The organism is Rathayibacter rubneri, from assembly GCF_023743255.1.
GTDB lineage: Bacteria > Actinomycetota > Actinomycetes > Actinomycetales > Microbacteriaceae > Rathayibacter > Rathayibacter rubneri.
In genome coordinates, this window is sequence record NZ_JAMRYM010000099.1 from 1 (window position 1) to 12169 (window position 12169).

Consider the following 12169-nt stretch of genomic DNA (forward strand, 5'->3'; position numbering starts at 1 on the left):
CAGGACCGCCCGCCCCGAGCTGCACGGCGAGAGCGGCCTCCCCATGGCCGAGCACCGGGCGCGCGTGACGCGGCAGATGCGGATCCTCGCCGCCGAGAAGGGCGTTCTGCGCGCGTTCCCCGCCGACCTCGGCGGAGGCGCCGACCACGGCGGCAACATCGCCGGCTTCGAGGAGCTGGTCACCGCCGACCCGTCGCTGCAGATCAAGTCGGGCGTGCAGTGGGGCCTCTTCGGCGCTGCCGTCCTCCACCTGGGCACCCGCGAGCACCACGAGAAGTGGCTGCCCGGCATCATGGACCTCCGCATCCCCGGCGCGTTCGCGATGACCGAGACCGGCCACGGCTCGGACGTCGCATCCATCGCCACGTCCGCCACGTTCGACGAGGAGACGGGCGACTTCGTCCTGAACACCCCGTTCCGCGCGGCGTGGAAGGACTACCTCGGCAACGCCGCGATCGACGGCCGCGCCGCCGTCGTGTTCGCCCAGCTCGTGACCCGGGGTGTGGGCCACGGCGTGCACGCGTTCTTCGTGCCGCTGCGCGACGAGTCCGGCTCGTTCCTCCCGGGCATCGGCGGCGAGGACGACGGCCTCAAGGGCGGCTTGAACGGCATCGACAACGGCCGCCTGCACTTCGACCACGTCCGCGTGCCGCGCGAGAACCTGCTGAACCGCTACGGCTCCGTCGCGGCCGACGGCACCTACTCCTCGCCCATCGCGAGCCCGGGCCGCCGCTTCTTCACCATGCTCGGCACCCTCGTGCAGGGTCGCGTCTCCCTCGACGGAGCAGCGGTCGCCGCGTCCCGCATCGCCCTCGCGATCGCCGTGACCTACGGCGACCAGCGCCGGCAGTTCACCGGGGGAGGGGACCGCGAGGAGGTCCTCCTCGACTACCAGCGCCACCAGCGCCGTCTGCTCCCGCGCCTCGCGACGACCTACGCCGCCGGTTTCGCGCACGACAAGCTGCTGCGCGCGTTCGACGACGTCTTCTCGGGCCGGAACGACACCGACGAGTCGCGCCAGGACCTCGAGACCCTGGCGGCCGGGCTCAAGGCCCTCTCGACCTGGCACGCCCTCGACACCCTGCAGGAGGCGCGCGAGGCCTGCGGAGGAGCGGGCTTCCTCGCCGAGAACCGGCTCACGCAGCTGCGCGCCGACCTCGACGTCTACGTCACCTTCGAGGGCGACAACACGGTCCTGCTCCAGCTCGTCGCGAAGCGCCTGCTCACCGACGTCGGGCGCCGCTTCAAGGACGCCCAGCCCACTGAGCTCGCGCGCTACGCCGTCGGCCAGGTCGCCGGCGCGACGGTCGACAACTCCGGTCTGCGCCGCCTCGCCCAGGTCGTGTCGGACCGCGGATCCACGGCCCGCTCCGTCGGCCAGCTCCGCGAGGACCAGCGCGAGCTGCTCACCAGCCGCGTCGAGACCATGGTCTCGGGCATCGCCTCACGGCTCCGGGCGGCGCGCAAGCTCCCCGCCGACGAGGCCGCGCGACTGTTCAACGCCCACCAGGACCAGCTGATCGAGGCGGCCCGCGCGCACGCCGAGCTGCTGCAGTGGGAGGCGTTCACCGAGGCGCTCGCCGGCATCGAGGACGAGGGGACCCGCACGGTCCTCACCTGGCTCCGCGACCTCTTCGGCCTCGGCCTCGTCGAGAAGCACCTCGACTGGTACCTGCTGCACGGGCGGCTCTCGTCGCAGCGCGCGGTCGCCGTGACGTCGTACATGGACCGCCTGCTCGCCCGACTCCGTCCGCACGCCGGCGACCTCGTCGCGTCCTTCGGCTACGGCCCCGAGCACCTGCGCGCGGCCATCGCGACCGGCGCCGAGAAGACCCGGCAGGAGGAGGCGCACGCCTGGTACGAGGCGGCCCGCGCCGACGGCAGCCTGCCGCGTCCCGAGAAGGCTCGGCGCCACTGACTCCGGGGCCACTGACTCCGGGGCCACTGAGGCCCGAGCTGCGGGCTCAGCGCTGCAGGTAGTTCACTGCCGCGTCACGCTCGGCCCGCAGCTCGAGCACCGACTCGTCGATCTTGCGCCGCGAGTACTCGTCGATCTCGAGCCCCTCGACGATCCGCCACTCGCCGTCCACCGAGCGCACCGGGAACGACGAGATCAGCCCCTCCTCCACCCCGTAGGACCCGTCGGACTCGACGGCCGCCGAGGTCCACTCGGTGCCCGTCACCCAGTCGTGCACGTGGTCGATCGCGGCGGACGCGGCCGAGGCGGCCGACGACGCTCCGCGCACCTCGATGATCTCGGCCCCGCGCTTCGCGACGCGCGGCTCGAACTCGTCGTGCAGCCACGCGGCGTCGACCAGCTCGGTCACGGGCCGTCCGTCGACGCTCGCGTGCGTCGCGTCCGGGTACTGCGAGGCGGAGTGGTTGCCCCAGATCGCGACTCCCGCGATCGAGCCGACCGGCGCGTCCAGTTTCGCGGCCAGCTGCGCGACGGCGCGGTTGTGGTCGAGCCGCGTCATCGCGGTGAAGCGGCCGCGCGGGATGTCCGGCGCGCTCGCGCGGGCGATCCAGGCGTTCGTGTTCGCCGGGTTCCCGACGACCAGCACGCGGATGTCGTCCGCGGCGTGCGCGTTCAGCGCGGCGCCCTGCGGCCCGAAGATGCCGGCGTTCGCGGCGAGCAGGTCGGCGCGCTCCATCCCGGCCGACCGGGGGCGCGCGCCGACGAGCAGCGCGACGTTCGCGCCGTCGAAGGCCACGGCGGGATCGTCTGTCACCTCGACGCCGTGCAGGAGCCCGAACGCTCCGTCCTGCAGCTCGAGGGCGGTGCCCGCCGCGGCCCGGAGCCCGGCCGGGATCTCGAGCAGGCTCAGCCGCACGGGCACGTCCGGCCCGAGGAGCTGACCCGAGGCGATGCGGAACAGCAGGGCGTAGCCGATGGCGCCCCCTGCTCCCGTGACCGTGACCTTCACCGGCGTGCGCTGCGTGCTCATGCCGCCGAGGGTAGGCGCGCGTCCTGCGAGCGGGGTAGGAGTCGCCGCCGCCCTCACTCCGCGACGCGCCCGGCCACCTCCTGCAGCACAGCCAGCACCCGGCGCACCGGCGCATGCGCGAGCGCCTCCGGTCGGGCGAGCACATCCACGTGCCGCACGAGCGCCCCGCCCTCGACGGGGCGGAGCACCATCCCGTCCACCGCGAGCGTCGACGCGGTGATCCGGGGCATCACCGCGATCGCCGCTCCCGAGCGGACGACCTCGGCCGCGACGAAGAACTCGTTGATCCGGTGCTCGATGCGCGGAGCCCGGCCGCCGAGCGCGCCGAGGTGCTCGAGCACTCCCGCCAGCGGGAAGCCGTCGTGCGTCGAGATCCAGCGCTCGTCGCGGAGCTGCTCGGGTCGGATGCTCGACTGCGCGGCGAGGGGGTGCGCCGCGTGCAGGGCGATGTCGAGCGGCTCGACGAGCAGCGGAGTGACGACGATCCTGGCCGACGGCCACTCCGGGTCGTGCGCGAGGCGGTGCGCGATCACGAGGTCGTGATCGGCGGTCAGCCCGGCGAAGCGGCTCTGGGCGACGTCGGCGTCGGTCAGCGAGACGCGCAGGTCCTCGCCCAGCGCCCGCAGCAGCGGCCCGAAGAGGGTGAGGCCCGCGCTGTGGAAGGCCGAGACCCGCACCGCCCGGTCGTCGCGCTCCAGATGCGCGTCGACCGCCGCCCGGGCCTCGGCCAGCGCCTCCTCGACGCGCGCCCCGGCGACGGCGAGCGCCTCGCCCGCTTCCGTGAGCACGAGCCGGCGGCCGCTGCGCACGGTGAGGGGGACGGCGACCCCGGCCTGCAGCGCGCCGAGCTGCTGCGACACCGCCGAGGCGCTGATGTGCAGGGCGGCGGCAACGGCAGCGACGCTGCCGCGGTCGCCGAGCTCGCGGAGGAGTCGGAGTCGCGCGGGATCCATAAGCGTCTGCTTCCTCGTCGATCAAGACGATGCCCGTTGTTCTTCATCGTCGGTGGGAACGACAGTAGCCCCATGCCCTCCCGCCGCTCTTCCGACACCGCCGCCGATCTCCTCCTCCTCGGCGTCGCCGCGGTGTGGGGCGCCAGCTTCCTCGCCGCCAAGGACCTCGCGGCCGTGACCGGGGTGCCCTCGGCCGTCGCCCTCCGCTTCCTGGTGGCCGCCGCGGCCCTCGCCCTGGTGTGCCTGGTGCGCCGCGAGCGCCTCCCGCGCGGGCGCGGCCTCGTGATCGCCGCGGTCCTCGGCTGCTCCCAGGCCGCGGTCATCGGCCTCGAGACGTGGGGCGTGCACCTCACCTCCGCCACCAACGCCGGGCTGCTGATCAGCCTCGCGCTCGTGATGACCCCCGTGCTCGAGGGGCTGGCCTCGCGCTCGTGGCTGCCGCGCTCCTTCTTCGTCGCCGCGGTCGCCGCGGTGGTCGGAGTCGCGCTGCTCGTCTCGGAGGGCGGGTTCCGCACGCCGACGCCGGGCGACGCCCTCGTGATCGCCGCCGCGGTCGTGCGCGCCTTCCACGTCACCGCCAGCGCGCACCTCACCCGGGGCCGCACCGACGGCACGCTCGGAGTCGTCCTCGTGCAGGTGCTCGTCTGCGCCGGCGCGTTCTCCCTGCTCGCGGGTCCCTCGCTCCCCGCCTCCGCGGCCGCTCTCGACGCGGCGGCCTGGGGGAGCGTCCTCTTCCTCGGGCTGCTCTGCTCGGTCTTCGCCTTCGTCGTGCAGCTGTGGGCGGTCCGCCGGACCTCGGCCGCGCGGGCGAGCATCCTGATGGGCACCGAGCCGGTCTGGGCGCTGCTGGTCGGCACGGTGCTCGCGGGCGAGGCGATCGGGCCCCTCGGTGCGCTGGGCGCGGCCCTGATCGTGGCCGCGGCCTACGCCGGGCAGGCGATCGAGCGGAGGCACCGCCGCGCGCGGTCGATCCCGCACCGCGCCGCCGAGATCGCGGAACGCGCCGTCGCGACTCCGTAGAGTGCCGAGCATGCGCACCCTGTACCCCGAGATCGAGCCGTACGAGACCGGCATGCTCGACGTCGGCGACGGCCACTCCGTCTACTGGGAGGTCTCGGGCAACCCCGACGGCAAGCCCGTCGTCTTCCTGCACGGCGGCCCCGGCGCCGGCACCTCGCCCGCCCACCGCCGCCTCTTCGACCCCGAGAAGTACCGCATCGTCCTCTTCGACCAGCGGATGTGCGGACGCTCGACCCCGCACGCCAGCGAGCCCGGTGCGGACCTCTCGACGAACACCACCTGGTACCTCGTCGGCGACATCGAGCGCCTGCGCGAGCACCTCGGCGTCGACACCTGGCTGGTCCTCGGCGGCTCCTGGGGCTCGACCCTCGCCCTCGCGTACGCCGAGACGCACCCGGAGCGGGTCAGCGAGATCGTGCTCCGCGGGATCTTCACCCTCCGCCGCGCCGAGCTCGAGTGGTTCTACGAGGGCGGGGCCGCCGCGGTCTACCCCGACCTCTGGGAGTCGTACGCCTCCGTCGTCCCCGCCTCGGAGCGCGGCAGCTTCATCGAGGCGTACTACCGCCTCCTGCACGACGAGGACCCGGCCGTGCACGGACCTGCCGGCGTCGCCTGGACGACGTGGGAGGCGTCGACCATCTCGCTCCTGCAGAAGCCCGAGATGATCCAGGCGTGGTCCGACCCCGCCTTCGCGCTCGCCTTCGCGCGGATCGAGAACCACTTCTTCGTGCACAAGGGCTGGTTCGAGGAGGGGCAGCTGATCCGCGACGCCGAGGTGCTGCGCCGCATCCCCGCCGTGATCGTCCAGGGCCGCTACGACATGTGCACCCCGGCCTTCACCGCCTGGGACCTGCACCGCGCCTGGCCCGAGGCCGAGTTCCACCTCATCGCCGACGCGGGTCATGCGTTCGACGAGCCCGGCATCCTGACCGCGCTGATCGAGGCCACCGACCGCTTCGCGGAGTGAGCCGGGAGCGGCCGGCACGCGGGGCTATCCTGAGCGGATGCGCGCGGACGACGACTCCGGGATGGACAGCTGGCCCACGGGCCGACTGCTCTCGACCGCGTCCCGCATGGTCGAGCACGCCTGGCACGGGGCGCTCGCCGAGATCGGCCTCACGCACGCCGGACTGATCGTCCTGCACCTGCTGCAGGCCGGTCCCGTCGCGCAGAAGGAGCTCGCCGCCTCCGCCCACGTCGAGGTGCAGACCATGTCGCGCACCATCGAGCGGCTCGAGCGCGAGGGCCACGTCGAGCGCCGGAGCGACCCGGCCGACCGGCGCCGCCAGCTCGTCTCGCTGACCGCCAAGGGCTCCGAGGCGTGGCGGCGTGCGCACCGGCTCGAGGTCGACATGTTCCCGGGCAGTCTCGAGCACGGTCCGCTCCGCGACGCGCTGCTCGAGATCATCCGCTCGACGAGCGAGTCGCGCTGGGGCTGAACCGCGCCTCCGCAAGCCCCGGCGGGGAGCGGCGCCGGACCACTACCGTGACCGCATGACCTTCAACGACGACTCCCAGCTCAGCGGCGGCAAGGTCCGCCGGCGCGGACGCACCACGGGCATCGCGGTCGGCGGCGGCGCGGGCGTCGTCGTCGTGCTGGCGCTGCTGTCGCAGCTGCTGGGCGTGAACCTGACGGGTCTCGGGGAGGTCCTCGGCGGCGGAGGCGGCACCTCGCCCGAGCAGATCACCAGCACCGCGGTCGCCTGCGACAGCGGAGCCGATGCGAACACCGAGGTCGACTGCCGCCTCGAGGGCGCCGCCGAGTCGCTCGACCGCTACTGGGCCACCGCGACCGGCACGATCGGCGCGACCTATGCGACTCCGGGCGGCGTCATCGTGTTCGACACCGAGACGAGCACCGGATGCGGCGGCGCGACGGCCGCGGTCGGCCCGTTCTACTGCCCGCCGGATCAGACCATCTACCTCGACACCGAGTTCTTCGACGAGCTGCGGACACGGTTCGACACCTCGGGCGGATCGCTCGCGCAGATGTACATCCTCGCCCACGAGTGGGGCCACCACATCCAGAACCTGACCGGCGCGATGGAGTCGGCCGACCGCTCCGGCACCGGCCCCGACTCGGACTCGGTGCGCCTCGAGCTGCAGGCCGACTGCTTCGCCGGCGCGTGGGTCGGCGACGCGTCGACCGTTCCCGACGAGACGGGGACGCCCTACCTCAAGCCCGTCACCGCGCAGGAGTACCAGGACGCGCTGGGCGCGGCGGCGGCGGTCGGCGACGACCGCATCCAGGAGCAGGCGACCGGCACGGTCGACCCCGAGGGCTGGACCCACGGCTCGGCCGAGCAGCGCCAGCGCTGGTTCGAGGCCGGCTTCGAGGGCGACGCGGTCGACTGCGACACCTTCGCGGTGCCGGGCGCCCAGCTCTGACCCCGCCACTGCTGCTCGAGCAGCCGCAGCGGCCCCCCTTGCTGGTCGAGTAGCCGCGCAGCGGCGTATCGAGACCCGCGCCCCTACGACACCGAGTCCGCAGGCTCCTCCATGAACCACTCCGTGAACGAGCAGGCCCGCCCGTCCGGGGCGAAGCGGATGATCCACAGGTTCAGGTACGTCTCCACCCCCGGGTAGACGGTCCGCCCCTGCACCACCGCCGTCGCGTCCGTCAGGGCCACGAGACCCCAGGCGAACGTGGGCTCGGACGGCTCCGACTCCGCTCGCCACCACTCGACGATCGCGTCGCGCGGAGTGATCGCGTCGCGGTGCGGCGCCGTAAAGTACTCGGCGTCCTCGGTGAAGAGCGCGGCGATGTCGGCGGGATCGTCGCTCGCCCACGCCCTCTCGTAGCCGGTGATCCAGTTCTCGATGTCGATCATCCGCACATCCTCGTCCCGCCCGCCGTCCTCCGGAAGAGCGCGGAGCGGGAAGGTTCCGGAGCTCCCCGCGGTTCGAGTACCCGGCCGGCAACTGCAAAGCTGGGCAATACGTTCCCCCCGACCCGAAGGACCTGCGTGCCCGACTCCGACAGACGCTCCCTCACCCGCACGCCGAACCCGCGTCTGATCACCGCCGTCCTCGCCTTCGCGGGGATGAGCGCGTCGTTCATGCAGACGCTGGTGGTGCCCATCCAGTCCGAGCTGCCGCGGCTGCTCGACGCCGACCGCGGCGAGACCGCGTGGGTGATCACCGCGACCCTCCTGAGCGCCTGCATCCTGACCCCGGTCTCCGGTCGCCTGGGCGACCTCTACGGGAAGCGGAGGATGGCGGTCGCGGCGCTCGTGGTGCTGGTGCTCGGCTCGATCGTGTGCGCGTTCGCCGGCGACGTGTGGACCCTCGTCGTCGGGCGCGCGTTGCAGGGCGCGGTCATGGGGGTGATCCCCCTGGGCATCTCGATCCTCCGCGACACCCTGCACCGCGACCGCCTGCCCGGCGCGATCGCGCTGGTCAGCGCCACGCTCGGCATCGGTGGAGCACTCGGTCTGCCGCTGAGCGCCCTGATCGCCCAGAGCACCGACTGGCACGTCCTGTTCTGGATGTCCGCCGGACTCGGCGTCCTCGACATCGTGCTGATCCTGCTCGTCGTCCCGGTGTCGACCCTGCGCTCGCCCGGGCGCTTCGACGTGGTCGGTGCGATCGGGCTCGCGATCGGACTGAGCGGCGTGCTGATCGCCGTCTCGCGCGGCAACGACGCCGGCTGGACGAGCCCGGCGATCCTCGGCTCGGGGCTCGGCGGCGTCGCCGTGCTCGTGCTCTGGGGCTGGTTCGAGCTGCGGCAGGCGAGCCCGCTCGTCGATCTCCGCGTCGCCGTGCGCCCGGCCGTCCTCTTCACGAACCTCGCCTCCGTGGCGGTGGGCTTCGCGTTCTTCGGCGCCCAGATCACGCTGCCGCAGATGCTCGAGCTGCCCACCGCCTCCGGAGTGGGCTTCGGGCTCAGCCTGATCGTCGCGAGCCTCGTGCTCGCCCCCTCCGGCCTCGCGATGATGGCGACCTCGCCCGTCGCGGCCGGACTCTCCTCGCGGTCGGGACCCCGGGTGGTCCTGATCTCGGGCGCCGCGCTGATCGCGGTGTCCTACCTCCTGGTGCTGCCCTTCGGCAGCGAGGTGTGGCAGATCCTCGTGATCAACGCCCTGATCGGAGTGGGCCTCGGACTCGCGTACGCCGCCATGCCGACGCTCATCATGCACGCCGTGCCCGCCTCCGAGACCGCGGCGGCGAACGGGCTCAACTCGCTCATGCGCACCCTCGGCACGACCCTGTCCTCGGCGGTCACCGCCGCCGTGCTGGCACAGCTGACCGTCTCGGTCGGCGCCGTCGAGGTGCCGAGCTCCGAGGGCTTCCGGCTCACCTTCGTCATCGGCGCGGTGGGCGCGGTCGTCGCGGTCGTGCTGGGCCTCCTCATCCCGCGGGCTCCGACGCCGGACGCGCACCCCGCGCTGCCCTAGCCGAGATCCTGCGGCGGGATCCCGTCCTCGTCCTCCTCGAGCAGCCGAACGATCTGCAGCTCGCGCAGTCGCGTCGTGGTCTGCAGCGTCTCGCGGGCCGCGATCGCCAGGCGGCACAGCAGCACCACGAGGACCACGGCGAGCACGGCGCCCACCACCAGGACGACGACGTACAGGGAGAAGAAGACGGTGGACGGCAGAGTGGTCATCGCTCCACGCTAGGCGGATCGGCGGCCGGATCCCTCCCTCTCGCGGCGGAGGGGGGCCGGCCTCAGGCGAACGCGCCGCGGTAGGCGCGCGCCGGGTGCGTCGACGGCAGCTCGTCCGTCCCGAAGAGCTTGCGCCGCAGCGTCCCCTCCGCGTACTCCGTCTGCGCGAGTCCGCGCTCCTGGAGCACCGGCATCACCCGGTCGACGAACTCCTCGTAGCTGCCGGGCAGGATCCAGTTGACGACGTTGACGCCGTCGATGCCCGCGTCGCGCCACTCGGCGAGGTGGTCGGCGATCTGCTCGGGCGTGCCCACCACGCGCCCGCGGAGCTTCGCCGAGAGCCGCGCGAGGTCGCGCACGGTCGGCTCGCGGTCGGGCGACGCGTCGCGGATCCACTGCAGGTGGCTCTGCCCGGCGTACGTCTCGATCGCCGAGAGCGGCAGATCCGGGTCGAGCTTCTCGCCCGTCTTCGGATCGAAACCGAGGTTCGAGTGCAGCAGGAACGCGTCGGAGGAGAGGTACTCGTCGATCTCGCGCTCGGCGCGGCGCGCGTCCTCCTCCGTGTCGCCCGTGATGAACGAGAGACCGAGGTAGAAGGCGGGGACGCCCTCTCCGCGCCCGGCCTCCGCGGCGAGCCGGCGCGTGTCGGCGATCAGCTCGCGCGTCTTCTCGGGCGACCCCGAGAAGACGAACTGCGCCTCCGCGTTGCGCGCCGCGAAGCGCCGGCCCGCGGGGGAGGAGCCGGCCTGGAACAGCACGGGCGTGCGCTGCGGCGACGGCGCCGACAGGTGCGGACCCTGCACCCGGTAGCGCTTCCCGACGTGGTCGATGCGGTGGATGCGCGAGGCGTCGGCGAAGGCACCGGCCTTGTCGCGCAGCAGTGCGCCGTCGTCCCACGAGCCCTCCCACAGCTTGTAGACGACGTCGAGGTACTCCTGCGCCCACGCGTAGCGCTCGTCGTGCTCCTCGAGCCTGTCGTAGCCGAAGTTGCGCGCGGCTCCGTCCAGGGCGCTCGTGACGATGTTCCAGCCGATCCGCCCGTTCGAGACGTGGTCGAGCGTCGAGACCTTGCGGGCGAAGTCGAACGGGTGCGACTGCAGCACCGAGCTCGTGAACGCGAAGCCGAGGTGCTCGGTGCTGACGGCCAGTGCCGACAGCAGCACGGCCGGATCGTTGCTCGGCAGCTGCAGGCCCTCGCGCGCGTTGACCTCCCAGTCGCCGTCCGCGGGGCCGTAGAGGCCGGCGACGTCGGCGAAGAACATCGCGTCGAAGCGTCCGCGCTCGAGGGTGCGGGCGAGGTCGATCCACAGCTGCACGTCGTCGAACTCGTGCTGCCGCGCGTCCGGGTGCCGCCACAGCCCGTGCTGGATGTGGGAGGCGGTGTTCATGACGAACGCGCAGTAGCGCAGGGGACGCGGCTCGGTGCTCATCGCCCCAGGCTAGGAGGTCGGGGGCGGCACGCGCTCAGCGGCAGCCCGCCGCGGCGGCGATCGCGTCGTCGCCCGGGTAGCCGTAGGGCTCGACCCCCGAGCCCTCGGTGTACCCCAGGGAGAGCGCCCAGGCGGTCGCCCACTTCTCGTCGTCGCCGTCGAAGGGCGCCGCCCGGTACAGGTCGTAGCAGCTCTGCTTCGAGGTGATGGCGTGCCCGACCTCGTGCGCCACGAGCCCCACCGTCCAGCCCGCGTCCCAGTAGCGCTGGATGCTCTCGGTGAGCTGGATCCGCGAGGGCGCGCCCTCCTGCAGGCTCCAGGTCGCCAGACCGGCCCCGGAGTCGCGGTCGCCGTACGCCACGCCGTCCACCTCGATGCTCTCCTCCCAGGAGATGTCGATGGGCACGCCGCCCCCGATCGAGTCGGCGAAGTCGAGCACCTGCTGCTTCCGCGGCCAGTCCGCTGCGGCGCGCTCGACGAGACCCTCCTCCTGCGACGCCTGCAGCGCCTCGACCTGCGCGAGGTACGCGCGCAGGGCGCCCGGGTCCGAGAAGTCGAGCGGGATCGGGTCGCTGCCGTACCCGTAGAGCGCCTTCTCGACCAGCCAGCGCGACTCGTGCGTGGCGGCGGTGCTGCTCGCGATCAGCGCCTCGGCCGTGGCGGCGGTGCTCTCGGAGAAGGCGGTCGCGGCGTCGCTCGTCGCGGACAGGAGCGGACGGATGCGGTCCCGCTGCTCCTCCTGCTCCTCGGCCTCCTCGGCCAGCTCCGCCACGCGGGCGTCGAGGTCGTCGGCCGCCGCGAAGCGCTCATCGGCTCCGTCCGGCGCCGCGGGCACCACGACCGCCGCCCGTGCGGCGACGGGGACGTCGTCGGCCGCATCGACGAGGGCGTCGATCGCCGCTTCGTAGGCGTCGCGCGCCGAGGGATCCACGGAGGTGTCGCCCGCCTCGTCCAGCACCGGCCGGATCGCCTCCGTCTGCTCGCCCACGGACTCCTCGAGCGCCGCCCACGCCTCGACGGCCCGATCGTGGTCGGCGGCCACCCGCTCGAGCCCCTCGGACGCCTCGGCGAACCGCTCCTGCGACAGGGAGTCGCGAACGAGGACCGCGGTGCCCGCTCCGCCGGCGAGAAGGAGGAGGGCCGCGCCGCCCGCGATCGCGCGCCGAGACGTCCGCGAGAGCCGGCGCCGGGGCGGTCGGCCCGGCGAGACGG

12 protein-coding genes are annotated in these 12169 nt (G+C 73.3%); 6 read left to right on the forward strand and 6 right to left on the reverse strand.

Going from position 1 to position 12169, the window contains the following annotated elements; genetic code table 11:
* A partial coding sequence (locus NB037_RS16340) for an acyl-CoA dehydrogenase family protein (RefSeq protein ID WP_251947613.1) occupies nucleotides 1-1918 on the forward strand: 1918 nt, incomplete at its 5' end.
* A gap of 46 nt (nucleotides 1919-1964) precedes the next feature.
* On the opposite strand, the gene NB037_RS16345 is transcribed toward NB037_RS16340, so the two are convergent.
* The gene (locus NB037_RS16345; RefSeq protein ID WP_251947616.1) at nucleotides 1965-2948 is read right to left on the reverse strand and encodes a malate dehydrogenase; all 984 of its coding nucleotides are present in this window, start codon (nucleotides 2946-2948) and stop codon (nucleotides 1965-1967) included.
* A gap of 53 nt (nucleotides 2949-3001) precedes the next feature.
* Complete coding sequence (locus NB037_RS16350) at nucleotides 3002-3901, reverse strand: LysR family transcriptional regulator (RefSeq protein WP_251947619.1); 900 nt, start codon at nucleotides 3899-3901, stop codon at nucleotides 3002-3004.
* Nucleotides 3902-3973: 72 nt separating this feature from the next.
* Between NB037_RS16350 and NB037_RS16355 the strand changes: the two genes are divergently transcribed.
* Genes NB037_RS16355 through ypfJ form a run of 4 tightly spaced genes read left to right on the forward strand, consistent with a single transcriptional unit; the run spans nucleotide 3974 to nucleotide 7309 of the window.
* Nucleotides 3974-4921: a DMT family transporter gene (locus NB037_RS16355; protein ID WP_251947622.1), complete on the forward strand. Its 948-nt coding sequence runs from the start codon at nucleotides 3974-3976 to the stop codon at nucleotides 4919-4921.
* A gap of 10 nt (nucleotides 4922-4931) precedes the next feature.
* On the forward strand, nucleotides 4932-5888 hold the full coding sequence (pip, locus tag NB037_RS16360) for a prolyl aminopeptidase (protein ID WP_251947625.1): 957 nt from the start codon (nucleotides 4932-4934) through the stop codon (nucleotides 5886-5888).
* Between the two features lie 37 nt (nucleotides 5889-5925).
* Nucleotides 5926-6360, forward strand: a complete 435-nt coding sequence (locus tag NB037_RS16365) for a MarR family winged helix-turn-helix transcriptional regulator (protein WP_251947628.1) — start codon at nucleotides 5926-5928, stop codon at nucleotides 6358-6360.
* A gap of 55 nt (nucleotides 6361-6415) precedes the next feature.
* Nucleotides 6416-7309: a KPN_02809 family neutral zinc metallopeptidase gene (ypfJ, locus tag NB037_RS16370; RefSeq protein ID WP_207406636.1), complete on the forward strand. Its 894-nt coding sequence runs from the start codon at nucleotides 6416-6418 to the stop codon at nucleotides 7307-7309.
* 83 nt (nucleotides 7310-7392) lie between these two features.
* Here ypfJ and NB037_RS16375 read toward each other — a convergent pair whose 3' ends face one another.
* Nucleotides 7393-7752 carry a nuclear transport factor 2 family protein gene (locus NB037_RS16375; protein ID WP_251947631.1) on the reverse strand — a complete coding sequence of 120 codons (360 nt, stop codon included), beginning with the start codon at nucleotides 7750-7752 and terminating at the stop codon, nucleotides 7393-7395.
* Between the two features lie 135 nt (nucleotides 7753-7887).
* Between NB037_RS16375 and NB037_RS16380 the strand changes: the two genes are divergently transcribed.
* The gene (locus NB037_RS16380) at nucleotides 7888-9318 is read left to right on the forward strand and encodes an MFS transporter (protein ID WP_251947634.1); all 1431 of its coding nucleotides are present in this window, start codon (nucleotides 7888-7890) and stop codon (nucleotides 9316-9318) included.
* Here NB037_RS16380 and NB037_RS16385 read toward each other — a convergent pair.
* From NB037_RS16385 to NB037_RS16395, 3 genes are all read right to left on the reverse strand, one after another.
* Entirely contained in the window at nucleotides 9315-9527 is a 213-nt protein-coding gene (locus NB037_RS16385; RefSeq protein WP_251947636.1) for a hypothetical protein, read from the reverse strand. The two genes, NB037_RS16380 and NB037_RS16385, sit on opposite strands and share 4 nt — an antisense overlap.
* A 62-nt stretch (nucleotides 9528-9589) precedes the next feature.
* Nucleotides 9590-10957 carry an LLM class flavin-dependent oxidoreductase gene (locus NB037_RS16390; protein ID WP_251947638.1) on the reverse strand — a complete coding sequence of 456 codons (1368 nt, stop codon included), beginning with the start codon at nucleotides 10955-10957 and terminating at the stop codon, nucleotides 9590-9592.
* 34 nt (nucleotides 10958-10991) lie between these two features.
* Nucleotides 10992-12169 (reverse strand): hypothetical protein (locus NB037_RS16395; RefSeq protein ID WP_251947640.1); only part of this gene is annotated, 1178 nt, incomplete at its 5' end.